This is a genomic window from Streptomyces cyaneus (genome assembly GCF_004028635.1).
GTDB lineage: Bacteria > Actinomycetota > Actinomycetes > Streptomycetales > Streptomycetaceae > Streptomyces > Streptomyces cyaneus.
The window spans coordinates 237050-253874 of sequence record NZ_RQJW01000012.1 but is presented as its reverse complement, the minus strand read 5'-3'; the positions used below and the strand labels follow the sequence as shown (position 1 = coordinate 253874).

The 16825-nt window shown below is 68.4% G+C and carries 16 protein-coding genes; 8 read left to right on the top strand and 8 right to left on the bottom strand.

Annotation, left to right across the window (positions count from 1 at the left end):
• Positions 1–27: 27 nt before the first annotated feature.
• From EHO50_RS36510 to EHO50_RS36500, 3 genes are read right to left on the bottom strand one after another with little or no spacing between them, the layout of a single operon-like run.
• Positions 28–1182: a cystathionine gamma-lyase gene (locus EHO50_RS36510; RefSeq protein WP_128435514.1), complete on the bottom strand. Its 1155-nt coding sequence runs from the start codon at positions 1180–1182 to the stop codon at positions 28–30.
• Positions 1179–1670, bottom strand: coding sequence for a low molecular weight protein-tyrosine-phosphatase (locus EHO50_RS36505; protein WP_128435513.1), 492 nt, complete (start codon positions 1668–1670; stop codon positions 1179–1181). Before EHO50_RS36505 ends, EHO50_RS36510 begins: the two co-directional genes overlap by 4 nt.
• Before the next feature lie 7 nt (positions 1671–1677).
• A complete protein-coding gene (locus EHO50_RS36500) occupies positions 1678–2055 on the bottom strand; it encodes a phage holin family protein (RefSeq protein WP_128435512.1) in 378 nt (125 codons plus the stop codon).
• 60 nt (positions 2056–2115) lie between these two features.
• Between EHO50_RS36500 and EHO50_RS36495 the strand changes: the two genes are divergently transcribed.
• The 4 genes from EHO50_RS36495 (at position 2116) to EHO50_RS36480 (ending at position 4440) form a co-directional block, all read left to right on the top strand.
• Positions 2116–2433 carry a cupin domain-containing protein gene (locus EHO50_RS36495; RefSeq protein ID WP_019755167.1) on the top strand — a complete coding sequence of 106 codons (318 nt, stop codon included), beginning with the start codon at positions 2116–2118 and terminating at the stop codon, positions 2431–2433.
• 161 nt (positions 2434–2594) lie between these two features.
• Entirely contained in the window at positions 2595–2807 is a 213-nt protein-coding gene (locus tag EHO50_RS36490) for a DUF5326 family protein (RefSeq protein WP_128435511.1), read from the top strand.
• 238 nt (positions 2808–3045) lie between these two features.
• The gene (locus EHO50_RS36485) at positions 3046–3906 is read left to right on the top strand and encodes an IclR family transcriptional regulator (RefSeq protein ID WP_181449754.1); all 861 of its coding nucleotides are present in this window, start codon (positions 3046–3048) and stop codon (positions 3904–3906) included.
• A 96-nt stretch (positions 3907–4002) separates the two neighbouring features.
• Positions 4003–4440: an SsgA family sporulation/cell division regulator gene (locus tag EHO50_RS36480; protein ID WP_062707976.1), complete on the top strand. Its 438-nt coding sequence runs from the start codon at positions 4003–4005 to the stop codon at positions 4438–4440.
• Positions 4441–4583: 143 nt separating this feature from the next.
• Here the strand turns inward: EHO50_RS36480 and EHO50_RS36475 are convergent, their stop codons facing one another.
• A complete protein-coding gene (locus EHO50_RS36475) occupies positions 4584–6185 on the bottom strand; it encodes a YibE/F family protein (RefSeq protein WP_128435509.1) in 1602 nt (533 codons plus the stop codon).
• 523 nt (positions 6186–6708) lie between these two features.
• Between EHO50_RS36475 and thiC the strand changes: the two genes are divergently transcribed.
• A complete protein-coding gene (gene thiC, locus EHO50_RS36470) occupies positions 6709–8493 on the top strand; it encodes a phosphomethylpyrimidine synthase ThiC (protein WP_128435508.1) in 1785 nt (594 codons plus the stop codon).
• 155 nt (positions 8494–8648) lie between these two features.
• Here the strand turns inward: thiC and EHO50_RS36465 are convergent, their stop codons facing one another.
• The 3 genes from EHO50_RS36465 to EHO50_RS36455 form a co-directional block, all read right to left on the bottom strand.
• A complete protein-coding gene (locus tag EHO50_RS36465) occupies positions 8649–9518 on the bottom strand; it encodes a hypothetical protein (protein ID WP_128435507.1) in 870 nt (289 codons plus the stop codon).
• A 193-nt stretch (positions 9519–9711) separates the two neighbouring features.
• Positions 9712–10788: a metallophosphoesterase gene (locus EHO50_RS36460; RefSeq protein WP_128435506.1), complete on the bottom strand. Its 1077-nt coding sequence runs from the start codon at positions 10786–10788 to the stop codon at positions 9712–9714.
• 241 nt (positions 10789–11029) lie between these two features.
• The gene (locus EHO50_RS36455) at positions 11030–12142 is read right to left on the bottom strand and encodes a LacI family DNA-binding transcriptional regulator (protein ID WP_128435505.1); all 1113 of its coding nucleotides are present in this window, start codon (positions 12140–12142) and stop codon (positions 11030–11032) included.
• A 428-nt stretch (positions 12143–12570) separates the two neighbouring features.
• On the opposite strand from EHO50_RS36455, the gene hisC reads away from it, so the two are divergent.
• Positions 12571–13650 carry a histidinol-phosphate transaminase gene (gene hisC, locus EHO50_RS36450; protein ID WP_128435504.1) on the top strand — a complete coding sequence of 360 codons (1080 nt, stop codon included), beginning with the start codon at positions 12571–12573 and terminating at the stop codon, positions 13648–13650.
• A gap of 35 nt (positions 13651–13685) precedes the next feature.
• Here hisC and EHO50_RS36445 read toward each other — a convergent pair whose 3' ends face one another.
• Positions 13686–14078, bottom strand: coding sequence for a cyclophilin-like fold protein (locus tag EHO50_RS36445; RefSeq protein ID WP_128435503.1), 393 nt, complete (start codon positions 14076–14078; stop codon positions 13686–13688).
• A gap of 141 nt (positions 14079–14219) precedes the next feature.
• Here EHO50_RS36445 and EHO50_RS36440 point away from each other — a divergent pair, with 141 nt between their 5' ends.
• Both EHO50_RS36440 and cydB read left to right on the top strand, forming a co-directional pair.
• Positions 14220–15728 (top strand): cytochrome ubiquinol oxidase subunit I, encoded by a 1509-nt coding sequence (locus EHO50_RS36440; protein WP_128435502.1) that lies wholly within the window; start codon positions 14220–14222, stop codon positions 15726–15728.
• A gap of 20 nt (positions 15729–15748) precedes the next feature.
• The gene (gene cydB / locus EHO50_RS36435; RefSeq protein WP_128435501.1) at positions 15749–16768 is read left to right on the top strand and encodes a cytochrome d ubiquinol oxidase subunit II; all 1020 of its coding nucleotides are present in this window, start codon (positions 15749–15751) and stop codon (positions 16766–16768) included.
• The last annotated feature ends 57 nt before the right edge of the window (positions 16769–16825 follow it).

Here is a 16825-nt window from a genome sequence, read left to right as displayed (position 1 = left end):
CACCGACGGCCGCAGCAGCGAACCCGATCACTCCGCCGATTCGTCCAGCGCACGCAGCACATCGGCCACCAGGTCCTCGGGGTCCTCCGCACCGACCGACATACGAATGAAGCCCTCCGGTACGGCGTCGCCGCCCCAGCGCCCGCGCCGCTCGGCCGTGGAGCGCACCCCGCCGAAGCTGGTCGCGTCGTCGACGAGCCGCAGGGCCTCGAGAAAGCGCTCGGCACGCGCGCGCGTGGGCAGCGTGAAGGACACCACGCACCCGTAGCGCCGCATCTGCTGCGAGGCGATCTTGTGCGAGGGGTCGCCGGGCAGCCCCGGATAACGCACCCCCAGCTCCTCCGGCCAGTCCCGCAGTGCCTCGGCGACCGCGAGGGCATTGGCGTTCTGCCGCTCCACGCGCAGCTGGAGCGTGGCGAGCGAACGGTGCGCGAGCCAGGCCTCCATGGGCCCCGGAATCGCCCCGACGATCTTGCGCCAACGCCGTACGGAAGCCATGGCCTCGGCGTCGCGGCCGGAGACGTAGCCCATCAGTACGTCGCCATGCCCCGTCAGCTGCTTGGTGCCGCTGGCCACCGAGAAGTCGGCGCCGAGCTCCAGTGGCCGCTGCCCGAGCGGTGTCGCGAGCGTGTTGTCGACGGCGACGAGCGCGCCACGCGCGTGTGCCGCTTCGACGAGCCGCCGGATGTCGCACACATCGAGGCCGGGGTTCGACGGCGTTTCGATCCACAGCAGCTTCGCGCCGTCCAGGACGCCGAGCTGTGCGTCCCCGCCGGTAGGCGCCGTGCGCACCTCGATGCCGTAGGCCTCCAGCTGCGCCCGTGCCAGGGGCAGCGCCTGGTAGCCGTCGCTGGGCAGGACGGCCACGTCACCGGCGCGCAGCTGCGAGAAGAGCACCGACGAGGTGGCGGCCATGCCCGACGCGAAGACCAGCGTCTCCACGCCGTCCTCCCCCGGCGCCTCCAGCTCGCCGATGGCGCGCTCCAGGTGGGTCCAGGTCGGGTTCTCGTCACGGCCGTAGGTGTACGGCCCCGTCGGCTCGCCCGGCAGGTGGTAGTGGGCGGCGAACACCGGACCCGGCAGGGTCGGCTCGTACTTGACCGGCTCGGGCAGCCCGGCCCGCACCGCCCGCGTGCCGTCGCCGCCGCCGGAATGCAGTCCCTGAGGATCCGTGCCGCTCATGCCGCCTGCCCCTCTACCTGCTTGCGGACCTCAGAGAGAAGGCCCGTGCTTGCCGCCTCCACCATCTCAAGGCACTCCTCGAAGCCGTCCCGGCCCCCGTAGTAGGGGTCGGGTACATCGAGGTCGTCGCCTGCGGCGGGGTCGTAGGAACGCAGCAGCCGCACCTTCGCCGCGTCCTCCGGCGAGGGCGCAAGGCGGCGAAGGGCCTTGAGGTGCCCGGAGTCGAGCGCGATGACGAGATCGAGGCGGGTGAACCAGGACGGCTGGAACTGCCGAGCCGTGTGGCCGCCTTCGTAGCCGTGCTCCTCGAGGACGGAGACGGTGCGCGGGTCGGCCGGGTCGCCCTCGTGCCAGCCGCCGGTGCCGGCGCTGTCGACCTCGACCAGGCCGTCGAGCCCGGCCTCCGCCACGCGGGCGCGGAGGACGGACTCGGCCATCGGGGAGCGGCAGATGTTGCCGGTGCAGACGAAGCAGACGCGGTAGGTCATCGGATGCTCAGTCCCCGTCGGGCAGGACGACGTGGAGCGCCCAGGAGACGATCGAGATGATCAGGCCGCCGAGCACGGCGGTCCAGAAGCCCTCGACGTGGAAGCTCAGGTCGAGCTTGTCGGCCAGCCACGACGTCAGCATCAGCATCAGTGCGTTGACGACCAGAGTGAACAGACCGAGCGTCAGGATGAGCAGCGGCAGGCTCAGGAGCTTGACGAGCGGCTTGACCAGGAAGTTCACCAGGCCGAAGATCAGTGCGACCACGAGCAGGGTGCCGATCTTCTTGCCCGTGCTGTCACCGGTGAGGGTGATGTTGTCTATCAGCCAGACGGCGACCGCCAGGGCGCCCGCGTTGGCGATCGTCTTGACTACGAAATTCTTCATGTGTCTGATCGTGGCAGACGAGATCGGCCATGAGCACTGTGACAAGGGCGGACTACAGCGATGAAGGCATTCCGGCTGGATGAACTGGAGGCGGAGCGCGCCGCCAACGAGGGCGCCTACCTGCAGTTTCTGCGCGAGCGGAACATGTCGGTCGGTCTGTACGCGCTCAACGCGGGCGAGCACGATCCACAGAAACCGCACAACCAGGACGAGGTCTACTTCGTTGTGAGCGGCCGTGCCCAGATCACCGTCGGCATGGAGACCACCCAGGTGGCGCGCGGCAGTGTGGTGTACGTGCCGGCCGGAGTCGCCCACAAGTTCCACCACATCAGCGAGGACCTGCGGGTGCTCGTGGTGTTCTCTCCGCCAGAAAGCTGACCTTTGGCCTCGGGGTTCCCTAGGGGATCGATCAGGGGAGGACAAGGGCTGCGAGGCCCCCGCCGGGGCACCTGCTCGTCCTAGCATCGGGTGCAGGGAATCAGCAGATTCGAAGGATCGGACCCGGCACTGTGACGGGCGGAGAGGTAAGGACGAGGGCGATGCGTGAGATCTTCGCAGGACTGCCGTGGTGGGTGAAGTGGATCGCGGTGCCAGTTATCGCCCTGGTCGTGTTCGGCGGGTTGATAGCCAACGTCGTCGGGTTCGTCATCGGGCTGCTCTTCAAGGTGCTGGTGTTCGTGGCACTGGTCGGTGGACTGATCTACGTCGTACGGAAGTTCATGTCGAGTTCCTCGTCGCGCAGCGATTGGTGAGGGCTGGCGGCGGTTGGTGACGGTCGACAGCGACTGGTGAGGGCAGTGGGGCCAGGGAAGCGGTAACAGGAATCACCGGTTCCCTCGGGCGAGGGAAGTTTTCCGGGCAGGCCGTCTGCGAGCGGTGGCGGACGAATAGAGTCCGGAAATCGACGCGGGGACGACCCCGCGAGCGGCGTGCCCCCCCTCCCGTGTCTCCCCAGCACGGGCTCCCCCCTCGCGCCCTTGGGAGTGACCCTTGGCCACGGTTGACACCGCCCCCTCAGAACCCCACTCGCCTCGCGGACAACCGCGCTCCTCCGTACCTCAGGTACCGAGGCAGGCCTCCCCGAGACCCGCCGAGCAGCCGCACTCCGCGACGCTCATCGGATCCGTCCAGCGTGCGATGCGCCTGCTGGAATGCGTTGCCGAGCACGAATACGGCGCTCCCGCCAAGCAGCTCGCCCGCGAGACGGGTCTGGCGCTGCCCACCGCGTACCACTTGTTGCGCACCCTGGTGCACGAGGGTTATCTGCGCCGCGACAAGGGCCTGTTCTTCCTCGGCGAGGCGGCGGTTCGGCTGGGCAGCAGCGGAGCCCAGCAGAAACGTCGCAGCACGGTTGCCGAAGCACTCGCCCAATGGCGTGATGCCATCGGTGTCCCGGTTTACTACGCCCAGTACCGCGACGGCGAGATCGAGGTCATGTGTGTCTCCGACACCCCGGGCAATCCGGCGGTCGAGGAATGGGCCGACTTCCGTGAGACCGGCCACGCGCATGCCATCGGTCAGTGCCTGCTGTCCCAGCTGGACGAGGACGCCCGCCGCGATCACCTCGATCGCCATCCCGTGCAGTCCATCACCCCGTACACGGTGCGAGACAGCCGCACGCTGCTGCAACGCCTCGAACGGACGCGTCGGATGGAGCCGGTGACCGAGCGTCAGGAGTACGCGCTGGGCACGGTGTGCGCGGCGATTCCGATCACGGTGGGCACCACGGCCGCGACGATGGCCATTTCCCTGCCCGCACATCAGGCCGACCGGCTGCTGTCGGCGGCGCGGCAGTTGCAGGACGAGGTCGGGCGGCTCCTCGGGTCACTGGCGATCTCTATCAGTATCTGAAAACTCACTCCTTGTGATCTCTCGTGTACGTTCAGCAAGATTCCACCAGTGTCGGGTCCGTTCCCGGCCAGTCGACTGCAAACGACGGGGTAGGCGATGCGCGAGTCCGTACAGGCAGAGGTCATGATGAGCTTTCTCGTCTCCGAGGAGCTCTCGTTCCGTATCCCGGTGGAGCTGCGCTACGAGACCTGCGATCCCTATGCGGTGCGGTTGACCTTCCACCTGCCCGGCGATGCCCCCGTGACCTGGGCCTTCGGCCGCGAGCTGCTGGTCGACGGGGTGGGCAGACCGTGCGGGGAGGGAGACGTACGGGTCTCACCGGCCGGTTCCGAGACGCTGGGTGACGTCCTGATCCGGCTTCAGGTCGGTGCCGACCAGGCGCTGTTCCGCTCCTCGGTGGCGCCTCTCGTGGCCTTCCTCGACCGCACCGACAAGCTGGTGCCGCTAGGGCAGGAGGGCGCGCTCGCCGACTTCGACGCCCACCTCGACGAGGCCCTCGACCGCATCTTGGCGGAGGAGCAGAGCGCGGGCTGAAGCGCGACGGCAGCGAGGGTGTGGCGTAACGCTTCGCCGGGGCGCTGCGGGGGCGCGCGGGAACGCTTCTTCTTCGCGGGCGTGCGCCGTGTTCCGCCAGATGGGCAGGCCCGCCGACCGCGTGAGATCGGCGGCCGTCTCCGTCACCGCTTCCTGCGGCGCCCCCGCCCGCCCCGCCCCGGAGCCGGCTGCGTGCCCGCCGGTACCGGCTGGGCACCGGCAGACACCGCCCCCTTTTCCGGCCGGTCGGCCGAGACCACCAGGGCCGCGAGAGCCGTGGTGACCGGCACCGACGCGACCAGGCCGATGGAGCCCACCAGCGTGCGCACGATCTCCTCCGCCACCAACTCACTGTTGGCGACCGTGCCGACGCTGCTCTGCGCGATCGAGAAGAGCAGCAGCAACGGCAGCGCGGCGCCGGCGTAGGCGAGGACCAGGGTGTTGACGACGGACGCGATGTGGTCGCGGCCGATCCGGATGCCCGCGCGGTACAGCCCGCGCCAGCCCATCGTCGGGTTGGCCTCGTGCAGCTCCCAGACCGCGGACGTCTGGGTGACCGTCACGTCGTCGAGGACACCGAGCGAACCGATGATGACGCCGGCGAGGAGCAGACCGCTCATGTCGATCGACGGGTACAGCCCGTGGATCAGACCGGTGTTGTCGTCCGTGTTGCCGGTGAGCGCGGCCCAGTCGATGAACCCCGAGCCGAGAAGGCCGATCAGCAGCAGCGAGAGCAATGTGCCGAGCACCGCCACGGACGTACGGGCCGACAGGCCATGGCACATGTAGAGGGCGATCAGCATGATCGCGCTCGCTCCCACCACCGCCACGACCAGTGGGTTCGACCCCTGCAGGATCGCCGGCAGGATGAAGAAGGTCAGCACCAGGAAGCTGATGGCCAGCGCGACCAGCGCCATGACACCGCGCATCCTGCCCACCACCACGACGGCGAGCGCGAAGATGCCGGCGAGGAGGGCCATCGGGATCCTGCGGTTCACATCGGTGACCGAGTACTGCAGGTCCTTGGGCGCGGAGGGCTCGTAGGCGACCACGACGTCCTGGCCCTCGTGCAACTGCCGTGACTGGTCGGGCTGCACGATCTCCGTGAAGGTGCGGCCCTTGTCCTTGCCCGTGTCGACGCGGATCGTCGCCTTCTTGCAGGTGCCGTTCTCCTGCTGCACCGCGGAGGAACCCTCGGCTGTGGAGGTGTCGCCGGTCGGGGGCACTCCCGAGGCGCCGACGTCCTTGCAGTTCACCTCGACCACCTCGGTGACCGTGGCCTCGTAGGTCTGCCGGTCGAAGCCGACCCCCGTGCGTTCGTGCGGCGGGGCACCGCCCGGCCACAGCACCGCGAGCCCCACCACCACCGCCGCGGCGAACGGGATCAGGATCGCCGCGATGACCTTGCGCAGGTGCTGGGAGACGGGCGCCGCGGGACCGTGGGCGTGACTGTGGGAGTGCGCATGCCCGCCACCGCCGTCGTCGCCGTTGCCGCCGCCACGCGAGCCGCCCGATCCGGAGCCGTGCCCATGGCCACCACCGGAGTCGTGACCACCACCCGGGCCGGGCCCCTGCCGCGGTGAGCCGCCGGAAGCGGGACCCTGATCACGCAGTCCTCCAGAACCGGGACCGTGTAGTCCTCCAGAACCGGGTCCGTGCAGTCCACCAGGACCGGGACCGTACGGGCCGCCTGATCCAGGCCCGCGCTCATGCCCCCCGCCACCCTCGCTCCCATGCCCCTGCATCCGACCGTCCCTGGACCCGTCCCCGGACCCGGACCCATCCCCGGCTCCGGCCCCGTGTTCGTGCCAGCCGCCGGAACCAGCCGCTTGATCGTCGTGGCCGCCGCCGGAACCAGGCCCGTATCCACCGCCGTATCTGCCTCCGGCAACTCCCGAACCCCGCCCGTCTGTACGGCCGTTGCCCCGCGCGGGGCCGTTTGCGGGGCCGTTTCCGAAGCCCGAGCCGCGGGGCGGCTCGGGCGGAGGGTACGGAGGCTCATGCGTCGTGGTCACCGACCGATCATCGCAAGAACGACCGGGGCCCTCTGTTCACCGCGCCCGAATTGACGCTAGCGTGGTGCCACCTTTGTACACGCGGGAGCTCGGAGCACCGGGCTGAGAGGGCGCTGACCTCCGTCCCTGCGATGTTTCACGTGGAACATCATCCGAAGAGAGTGATGTTCCCCACGAAACATCGGCAGACGGAAACCGCTGCGTCGACCGCCGAACCTGTTACCGGGTAATGCCGGCGTAGGGAGTAGGTCTCATGACCATCAAGGACGCGCGCACGCCTGCCTCCGTTCAGGACGAGAAGTCCGAGGAGGCCGGGAAGTCCATCGGCTGGCACAAGGCGTACATCGAGGGCTCACGCCCCGATCTGCGGGTGCCGGTCCGCCAGGTGCACCTCACCAATGGGCAGTCGGTCACGCTGTACGACACATCGGGCCCGTACACCGATCCACTCGCCGACACCGACGTCCGCAGGGGGCTGCCCCCGCTGCGGGAGAACTGGATCATCGCCCGCGGCGACACCGAGGAGTACGCGGGCCGTCCCGCCCGCCCTGAGGACGACGGGATCAAGCACACCTCGCCACGCGGCGGCCTGCGCAACCTCGACGCGGTCTTCCCCGGGCGGCCGCGCCAGCCGCGCCGGAGCCGTGACGGCGGGGCGGTCACGCAGCTCGCCTATGCGCGCCGCGGCGAGATCACGCCCGAGATGGAGTACGTGGCCATCCGGGAGAACGTTTCTCCGGAAGTGGTCCGCGAGGAGATCGCGGCGGGCCGGGCCGTACTGCCCGCCAACGTCAACCACCCGGAGATCGAGCCGATGATCATCGGCAAGCGTTTCCTGGTGAAGGTCAACGCCAACATCGGCAACTCCGCGGTCACCTCCTCCATCGAGGAGGAGGTTGAGAAGATGACCTGGGCGACGCGCTGGGGCGCCGACACGGTCATGGACCTGTCGACCGGCCGCAACATCCACACCACCCGCGAGTGGGTGCTGCGCAACTCCCCCGTACCGATCGGCACGGTGCCGCTCTACCAGGCGCTGGAGAAGGTCGACGGCAGGGCCGAGGAGCTGACCTGGGAGATCTACAAGGACACGGTCATCGAACAGGCCGAACAGGGCGTGGACTACATGACGGTCCACGCGGGCGTGCGCCTGCCGTACGTACCGCTCACCGCCAACCGCAAGACCGGCATCGTCTCGCGCGGTGGCTCGATCATGGCGGCGTGGTGCCTGGCGCACCACAAGGAGTCGTTCCTGTACGAGAACTTCGAGGAGCTCTGCGAGATCCTCGCGGCGTACGACGTCACGTACTCGCTGGGCGACGGCCTCAGGCCGGGCTCGATCGCGGACGCCAACGACGAGGCGCAGTTCGCGGAGTTGAAGACGCTCGGGGAACTCAACCGGATCGCGAAGCGTTTCAATGTTCAGACCATGATCGAGGGGCCGGGACATGTCCCGATGCACAAGATCAAGGAGAACATCGACCTTCAGCAGGAGATCTGTGATGAAGCTCCGTTCTATACGCTCGGCCCGCTGACCACGGACGTCGCGCCGGCGTACGACCACATCACCTCCGGCATCGGTGCCGCGATGATCGCCTGGTGGGGCACGGCCATGCTCTGCTACGTCACACCCAAGGAACACCTGGGCCTGCCCAACCGTGACGACGTCAAGACCGGCGTCATCACCTACAAGATCGCCGCCCACGCGGCCGATCTCGCCAAGGGGCACCCCGGGGCGCAGGAGTGGGACGACGCGCTGTCCGACGCCCGCTTCGAGTTCCGGTGGGAGGACCAGTTCAACCTGGCTCTCGACCCGGACACGGCACGGGAGTTCCATGACGAGACCCTGCCGGCCGAGCCCGCCAAGACGGCCCACTTCTGCTCCATGTGCGGGCCGAAGTTCTGCTCGATGAAGATCTCCCAGGACATCCGTCGCCAACACGGCGGATCCCAGCAGGAGATCGAGGAGGGCATGGCTCAGAAGTCGAAGGAGTTCGCTGCGGCCGGCAACCGGGTGTACCTGCCGATGGCGGACTGACGCCGACGTCCTGACCCAGGGCGCCATGCCCCGGCGTCCGGTGTGCTGCCCGGGCGTTCGGCTTGCGCCTCCCCGAGGAGGTCTCCCCGGGGCTCCGTCGTGGAGGAGGGTCCCCTGGCGGGGGCTCTCCTACGGCGGGGGCGCAAGCCGAGGGGCTACTCCGGCTGGTGTTCCGGCCCTCCGAAGTCCGGGCTCGTGTAGTCCGGGCTGGAGAAGCTCGGCCGTGAGCCTCGGGAGCCACCGTCGTCCGGGCTGCTGAAACCCGGGCGGCCGTAGCCGAGGTTCGGGATACGGCCGGCCGGCGTCGAGGGTGGCGTGCGGCGCAGTGCCGATGCCGTGCCGGGGTCGGCGAGCGCCTCCCGCAGGAAGGGCAGGATGCCGCGCTCCAGGAGCGCCTCGCGCCAGGCTTCCCTGGCCCGGGCGACCTCCTCGCTCAGCTCGCCGTACGGTCCGCCGTCGAATGCCGGCCGGTTGCGCAGGGCGGTGAGCAGGAGACCGACGGCGGCGACCAGGATCGCGGCCGCCGCCACGGCGCCGAACACCCATCCGGTGGTCAGCATCGTCTGGGCGAACGCCGGCTCGGGGTCGAGCATCTTCAGGATGTAGCCGACGAGCAGGAAGATCGCCGCGGCGGTGCCGGCGAGGACGGGCGCCAGGACGGCGACCACGGCGACGACGCCGGGGCCGGCGGTCTCGGCGACTTCTCCCATGGTGGTGGCGAGCCCCATCGCACCCGTGCCCGGCTCGGTGGAGCTGGACTCGCGGGTGGACGACGGGGTGGACGGCGCCGGTTGGCGCAGTTCCTCGCGGACCTTCACGTAGTGCTGGTACTCGGTCGCCGCGGCCGCCGTGATGAGTGCGGTGGCGTTGAGCGCCATGGTGCGCAGCTGTTCGGAGTTGAGCCGCTGTCCGACAGCGGCCAGTTCCGGGCGGTGTGGTGCGGAGCGCAGCGCCTCATCGAGGATCCGCTCGTACTCTTGGCGGTCCTCGCTGTGCAGGTGCTGCGGAACGCTGTTCATGTGCATCCCCCGATGCTCCGTAGGGCTTGGGGCTCGCATGCCAACGAGCCGTCGGGCAGAAACGGAGGGGAGCCTGCTACGGATAAGCCGATGGTAGAGCGGTGACGGCACACGGTGACAGGGGGTTTGACAAAATTGGGCCCTGGCCTGCGCCGTCTTCCATCACTGTGCCATGAGGGGACGTCTGCCCGGTGAACGTTCAGATATCCAGGGGAAGTTGTTGGACCAGCAGCTTCCCGGCCATGGTCACGCCGCCGTCCATCGCGATGGCGAGACGGTCGGCGTAGACGTGCGGTCCCTCGATCTGGGGCCCGGTGCTGTCCTCGCCCTCTTCGGAGCCGACCTCGCCCAGCAGGTAGGGAATGGGGCTGTGGCCGTGAACGATGCGGGTGCCGCCGTACGTATCGAGCAGGGAGCGAACGTGGTCGGGGCCGCCCTCGTCGCGGAAGGAGAACCGCCTGGTGAACTTGCGGAACAAGTCCCAGACTTCGTCGGCGTCGTTGCGCGTGAGCGTCTCGCGGACGGTGTCGTTGACCGCCTCGATCGAGTCGCCGTAGTCGAGATAGGCGGTGGTGTCCGAGTGCACGAGCAGATGGCCGTCGACCTGCTCCATGGCGTCCAGCCGGGACATCCACTGCAGGTGGTGGTCCTGGAGACGGTCCATGTCGGTCTTCTGGCCGCCGTTGAGCAGCCAGGCCGCCTGGAAGGTGGCGGTGCCCGCGCCGGAGTTGACGGGTGTGTCGCCGAACCGCTTGGCGCCGATCAGCAGCAGCTCGTGGTTGCCCATCAGGGCCTTGCAGTAGCCGCCGGCCGCGGCGGCCTCCGCCGACAGCCGCATCACGAGGTCGATGACGCCGATGCCGTCGGGGCCGCGGTCGGTGAAGTCGCCGAGGAACCACAGCCGGGCGGTGCCCGCGCACCAGTTCCCAGCCGAGTCGATGAGGCCCTTCTCCTGGAGGGCGGCCACCAACTCGTCGAGATAGCCGTGCACGTCACCGACGACGAACAGCGGACCCGGCCCGTCCACCGACTGCGGATCCGGCACGGCCGCGGGGTCCACGGTCACCTGAAGAGTGTCACCGCGGTTGATCACGGGCAGGTCGCGCTGCGTGGGTGTGTAGCCCTCCGGATAGGCCTCGTCTTGGGGCGGGGCGACATCGCCCGGGTGCGTGCTGTGGGCGTACGGACCGGTCTCGTGGACGTAAGCGGGCACCCGGAAGTCGCGCAACGTCGCCGTCCGCTCCATCTCGGGTCCCTGACCGGCCCCCTGAGTCATCAGACCCCTCCACCATCGCGCCGCAGCTGCACCGCATCGGACTGCCTGGTCGCAGCGGCCCGCGGGTGTCGTGGGCCCATCATAGGAATGCCGATCGCGCCATGTGATGACCCAGGGGTGGTGAATCGGAGCAGGACTCCTGTTCACCGCGGCTTTCGCCCCGATTGGGCAGGGCTTCGGCCGCTGATGACCGCGCTTTCTTTCGCTCCTCGACCTGCTTGTACCGCCCCCCGGCCTGCTTCTACCGCTCCTCGGGCGACCGAGGCGGGCTGACCGTCGTACGCGGCGGCCGTCGCTGGGACGAGGTACGCACGATCAGCTCGGTCGGTATCACCTGCTCGACCGGTCGGTCCGACTCGACCCCCTCGATGGCGTCGATGAGGAGCTGGACCACGGCCGTGCCGATCCGGCGCGGCTTCAGGGAGAGCGTGGTGATGGGCGGCTCGGTGTTGGCATACACGGTGGACTCGCTGCAGCAGACCAGAAGCAGGTCGTCCGGTACGCGCAGTCCGTAGCGGCGGGCTGCGGCGAGCAGGTCGGTGCCGTTCGGGTCGAACAGGCCGTAGACGGCGTCGGGGCGGTCGGGGCGGGCGAGCAGCCGGTCGGCGGCGACGGCGCCCGCGCACGGGTCGTGCGCCGGGTAGGCCTCGTACACCGGGTCCTGGCCGACCCGCTCGCACCAGCGCAGGTACGCGGTGGTCGACAGACGGGTGTACGTGTCCGTGGTGGTGCCCGTCAGCAGACCGATCCGGCGGGCGCCGGCGTCCGCCAGGTGGTCGAGGATGCCGAGTACGGCGGCCTCGTGGTCGTTGTCGACCCAGGCGGTGACCGGGAGCGAGCCCGCCGGACGACCGTCGGAGACGACCGGCAGGCCCTGTCTGACCAGTTCACTGACGACCGGGTCCTGGTCGGACGGGTCGATGACGACCGTGCCGTCGAGGGCGACGTTCGACCAGACGTCGTGGCGCGAGGTCGCGGGGAGGATCACGAGGGCGTAGCCGCGGGCGAGCGCGGCCGAGGTGGCGGCGCGGGCCATTTCGGCGAAGTACGCGAACTCGGTGAAGGTGAAAGGTTCATCCCCGTATGTCGTCACGGTGAGGCCGATGAGGCCTGATTTGCCGGTACGGAGTGTGCGGGCGGCGGCCGAGGGCCGGTAGCCCAGCCGGTCGGCGACCTCGCGGACATGGCGTCGGGTGGCGTCGGGGAGCCGGCCCTTGCCGTTGAGGGCGTCGGAGACGGTCGTGATGGAGACCCCGGCGGCGGCGGCCACGTCTCTGATGCCCGCCCGGCCGGGCCGGCTGCCTCGACGTGAGGTTTCCGCGCGGCTCACCTGGTGCTTCCCTGCTGCTGTCATGGCGAGCCGATAGTAGGGCTCATGCGGTGGGGTAGTGCGGACGCATATGCACTCGTTGACAGGCACGTTTCTGCAAGGTCATCGAGCGTCAAACCCCTTGGAAACCAAGGGAGTTGAACGATCCAATGATAGGACGTGACTTGTCGGCACGCATGGGCCTGCCAACTGCCCGATGTTTCGAAGAGGTCTCAACTCACCTTCACGAGGGATGCGCGCCACGGCGCGAGCCACCGGCGCGTAGATATATGTGTGATGCGCCCCCCAATTCGTACAACTTCGTACAACGATGCCCCTGATGCAGGTGTGACGGAAGGGGTCCGTACTCGAGGGCGTCGCACCTGTACGCATCGGCGCCGAATCCTCATAAGGTGAGGAGTATTGGAGTCGGCGGTGGTGATGGGCCGCCGGTGGTCGCGAGGAGGACTGCGGTGAGCGAGACGAGCCCCAAGCTGCGCGCGGAGCTGGAGGGGATCCCCACCTACAAGCCCGGCAAGCCTGCCGCGGCCGGTGGTCCGGTGGCCTACAAGCTGTCCTCCAACGAGAACCCTTATCCGCCGCTGCCCAGCGTGATGGAGACCTTGACGGCCGCCGCCTCGTCCTTCAACCGCTACCCGGACATGATGTGCACGGGGCTGATGAACGAGCTGTCCGAGCGCTTCGGTGTGCCGGTCTCGCACCTGGCCACCGGCACCGGCTCGGTCGGCGTCGCCCAGCAGCTGATTCAGGCCACGGCCGGACCCGGCGACGAGGTCATCTATGCCTGGCGGTCCTTCGAGGCGTACCCGATCATCACGCAGATCAGCGGTGCCACGTCGGTGAAGGTGCCGCTGACCCCGGGCGATGTGCACGACCTGGACGCGATGGCCGCCGCCATCACCGACCGGACCAGGCTGATCTTCGTCTGCAACCCCAACAACCCGACGGGCACGGTCGTGAAGCGGGCCGAGCTGGAACGGTTCCTCGACCGGGTGCCTGCCGATGTGCTGGTGGTGCTCGACGAGGCGTACCGCGAGTTCATCCGCGATCCCGAGGTGCCGGACGGTGTGGAGATCTACCGTGAGCGGCCGAACGTCTGTGTCCTGCGGACGTTTTCCAAGGCGTACGGCCTCGCCGGCCTCCGTGTCGGCTTCGCGATCGCCCATGAGCCGGTCGCGGCGGCGCTGCGCAAGACGGCCGTGCCCTTCGGGGTGAGCCAGCTCGCGCAGGACGCGGCCATCGCCTCACTGCGTGCCGAGGACGAACTGCTGGGCCGGGTCGGCTCGTTGGTCTGCGAGCGCAACCGCGTGCTCGACGGGCTGCGCGCCCAGGGCTGGACGGTGCCCGAGCCCCAGGCCAACTTCGTGTGGCTGCGGCTGGGGGAGCGCACGGTCGACTTCGCGGCGGCGTGCGAGCAGCACGGCGTGGTGGTCCGACCGTTCCCGGGCGAGGGTGTGCGGGTGACGGTCGGGGAGGCCGAGGCGAACGACATCTTCCTCAAGGTGGCGGAAGGGTTCCGCAAGGAGCTGTAGAGCTTCGCAATGAGCTGTAGGGCTCCACAAGCAGGTCAGGCGTCCACGAGTTCCACGCGCACGGGGTCTCCGTCGCGGACGGTCGCCAGCAGGCGGGGGTCGCCGTCCAGATGGCCGAGGACGTTGCACGGGCTCGCGAGGCGGCACTCGTCGCCCCGCGAGATCGGCGTGGGTCCATAGGGGAGGGCGAGCGCGTCGCCGTCCGTCCAAAAGGCGACCGTGCCCGGGTCGACGACCTGCCGGGCGTTGGTTTCACGTGGAACGGCGGCGCCCGTGTCGAAGTAGACCTCCTCGCCCCACGTACGGGCGGTGGAGACGAGAGGCAGGGCCTTGGTGAGGGCCTGCGTGGTCGGGGTGTCGTCGAGGGCTGCGGTGAGGTGCCCCGCGGGCCAGGAGATCCGTATCCGCAAGGGTGTCTGTGTCTGCATGCAGGCGATTCAACAATATGTTGAAGTTCACGCCAAGGGGTTGGTGCTAACGGGGGACCCCCCTCGGAGGCCGAAAAGCTGGTGCTGCATAATTGCTTGTGAATGTGAACGCTTTCACAAGCGTAGGTAAGGAGCGGCGACGTGGACCTGGCTTTGGCGCCGGAGACTCTGGCGCGCTGGCAGTTCGGTATCACCACCGTCTACCACTTTCTGTTCGTCCCCCTGACGATCTCGCTGGCCGCCCTGACGGCCGGGCTGCAGACCGCCTGGGTGCGTACGGAGAAGGAGAAGTACCTCAGAGCGACGAAGTTCTGGGGCAAGCTCTTCCTGATCAACATCGCGATGGGTGTGGTCACTGGCATCGTGCAGGAGTTCCAGTTCGGCATGAACTGGTCCGACTACTCCCGCTTCGTCGGTGACGTCTTCGGCGCTCCGCTCGCCTTCGAGGCTCTGATCGCCTTCTTCTTCGAGTCCACGTTCATCGGCCTGTGGATCTTCGGCTGGGACAAGCTGCCGAAGAAGATCCACCTGGCCTGCATGTGGATGGTCTCCATCGGCACGATCCTGTCGGCGTACTTCATCCTCGCGGCCAACTCATGGATGCAGCACCCGGTCGGCTACCGGATCAACGAGGCGAAGGGGCGGGCCGAGCTCACCGACTTCTGGCTCGTGCTGACCCAGAACACCGCGCTCGCCCAGGCCTTCCACACCCTCTCGGCGGCCTTCCTCACCGGTGGCGCGTTCATGGTCGGCATCTCCGCCTTCCACCTGCTCCGCAAGAAGCACATCAGCGACATGAAGACCTCGCTGAGGCTCGGCCTGGTCACCGTCGTCATCGGCGGCATGCTCACCGCGATCAGTGGCGACACCCTCGGCAAGATCATGTACGAGCAGCAGCCGATGAAGATGGCTGCGGCCGAGGCGCTGTGGGACGGCGAGGAGCCGGCGCCCTTCTCGGTCTTCGCCGTCGGCGACGTCGACAAGGGCCACAACAAGGTCGCCATCGAGATTCCGGGCCTGCTGTCCTTCCTGGCCAAGGACGACTTCACCTCGTACGTCCCGGGCATCAACGACGTCAACAAGGCCGAGCAGGAGAAGTACGGTCCTGGCGACTACCGACCCAACATTCCCGTCGCCTACTGGGGCTTCCGCTGGATGATCGGCTTCGGCATGGCGTCGTTCGCCATCGGTATGGCCGGGCTCTGGCTGACCCGCAAGAAGTTCATGCTGCCGCAGCACCTGAGGGTCGGTGACGACGAGGTGCCGCATCTGGTCCTGCTCCCGAAGAAGGCGCTCGGGCCGAAGCTGACCAAGTGGTACTGGCGCATCGCGATCTGGACCCTGGCCTTCCCGCTGATCGCCAACTCCTGGGGCTGGATCTTCACCGAGATGGGCCGCCAGCCATGGGTCGTCTATGGCGTCCTGCGGACCCGTGACGCGGTCTCCCCCGGTGTCTCCCAGGGCGAGGTCCTCACCTCGATGATCGTCTTCACCGCGCTCTACGCCATCCTCGCCGTCGTCGAGGTCAAGCTGCTGGTGAAGTACGTCAAGGCCGGCCCGCCCGAGCTGACGGAGGCCGACCTGAACCCGCCCACGAAGATCGGCGGCGACGACCGTGACGCCGACAAGCCGATGGCCTTCTCCTACTAGGCCGAGGGAGTTGCAGAGTCATGGAACTTCACGACGTCTGGTTCGTGCTGATCGCCGTCCTGTGGGTCGGCTACTTCTTCCTCGAGGGCTTCGACTTCGGGGTCGGTGTCCTCACCAAGCTGCTCGCCCGGAACCGGCCCGAGCGGCGGGTGCTGATCAACACCATCGGCCCCGTCTGGGACGGCAACGAGGTGTGGCTGCTGTCGGCAGGCGGTGCCACCTTCGCGGCCTTCCCGGAGTGGTACGCCACGCTCTTCTCCGGGTTCTATCTGCCGCTGCTGCTCATCCTCGTCTGCCTGATCGTCCGGGGCGTGGCCTTCGAGTACCGGGCGAAGCGGCCCGAGGAGAACTGGCAGCGCAACTGGGAGCACGCCATCTTCTGGTGCTCGCTGCTCCCGGCGTTCCTGTGGGGCGTGGCCTTCGCCAACATCGTGCGGGGCGTGAAGATCGACCAGAGCCATGAGTACGTCGGCAACGTCCTGGACCTGCTCAACCCGTACGCGCTCCTCGGTGGTCTGGTGACGCTGACCCTGTTCACCTTCCACGGCGCGGTGTTCACTGCGCTCAAGACGATCGGGGAGATCCGGGAGCGGGCGCGGGCGCTGGCTCTGCGGGTCGGTCTGGCCGCCGCTGTGCTGGCGCTGATCTTCCTGCTCTGGACGCAGGTCGAGAACGGCGACGGCGAGAGCCTGGTCGCCCTGATCGTGGCCGTCGCGGCACTGGTCGCCGCGCTCGTGGCGAACCAGGCCGGGCGCGAGGGATGGTCGTTCGCCTTCTCCGGTGTCACCATCGTGGCCGCCGTGGCGATGCTCTTCCTGACGCTCTTCCCGAACGTCATGCCGTCCTCGCTCAATGACGCGTGGAGCCTCACGGTCACCAACGCCTCGTCGAGCCCCTACACGCTGAAGATCATGACCTGGTGTGCGGTGATCGCCGCACCGATCGTCATGCTCTACCAGGGCTGGACCTACTGGGTGTTCCGCAAGCGGATCGGCACGCAGCACATCGCCGCGGACGCCGCTGCGGGGGCCACGCACTGAGTCCACTGCGGGCGGGGTGGTTCACGATGTTTCACGTGAAACACCCCGCCCTGGACC

What these genes read in the sequence shown, in the direction of transcription:
- EHO50_RS36475 (WP_128435509.1), bottom strand. Translation starts at nt 6,185, where the DNA reads ATGCAGGGGCATGGGAGCGAGGGTGGCGGGGGGCATGAGCGCGGGCCT.
- EHO50_RS36445 (WP_128435503.1), bottom strand. Translation starts at nt 14,078, where the DNA reads ATGCAGACACAGACACCCTTGCGGATACGGATCTCCTGGCCCGCGGGG.
- EHO50_RS36455 (WP_128435505.1), bottom strand. Translation starts at nt 12,142, where the DNA reads ATGACAGCAGCAGGGAAGCACCAGGTGAGCCGCGCGGAAACCTCACGT.
- EHO50_RS36505 (WP_128435513.1), bottom strand. Translation starts at nt 1,670, where the DNA reads ATGACCTACCGCGTCTGCTTCGTCTGCACCGGCAACATCTGCCGCTCC.
- EHO50_RS36480 (WP_062707976.1), top strand. Translation starts at nt 4,003, where the DNA reads ATGCGCGAGTCCGTACAGGCAGAGGTCATGATGAGCTTTCTCGTCTCC.
- EHO50_RS36460 (WP_128435506.1), bottom strand. Translation starts at nt 10,788, where the DNA reads ATGACTCAGGGGGCCGGTCAGGGACCCGAGATGGAGCGGACGGCGACG.
- EHO50_RS36465 (WP_128435507.1), bottom strand. Translation starts at nt 9,518, where the DNA reads ATGCACATGAACAGCGTTCCGCAGCACCTGCACAGCGAGGACCGCCAA.
- cydB (WP_128435501.1), top strand. Translation starts at nt 15,749, where the DNA reads ATGGAACTTCACGACGTCTGGTTCGTGCTGATCGCCGTCCTGTGGGTC.
- EHO50_RS36495 (WP_019755167.1), top strand. Translation starts at nt 2,116, where the DNA reads ATGAAGGCATTCCGGCTGGATGAACTGGAGGCGGAGCGCGCCGCCAAC.
- EHO50_RS36510 (WP_128435514.1), bottom strand. Translation starts at nt 1,182, where the DNA reads ATGAGCGGCACGGATCCTCAGGGACTGCATTCCGGCGGCGGCGACGGC.
- thiC (WP_128435508.1), top strand. Translation starts at nt 6,709, where the DNA reads ATGACCATCAAGGACGCGCGCACGCCTGCCTCCGTTCAGGACGAGAAG.
- EHO50_RS36490 (WP_128435511.1), top strand. Translation starts at nt 2,595, where the DNA reads ATGCGTGAGATCTTCGCAGGACTGCCGTGGTGGGTGAAGTGGATCGCG.
- EHO50_RS36500 (WP_128435512.1), bottom strand. Translation starts at nt 2,055, where the DNA reads ATGAAGAATTTCGTAGTCAAGACGATCGCCAACGCGGGCGCCCTGGCG.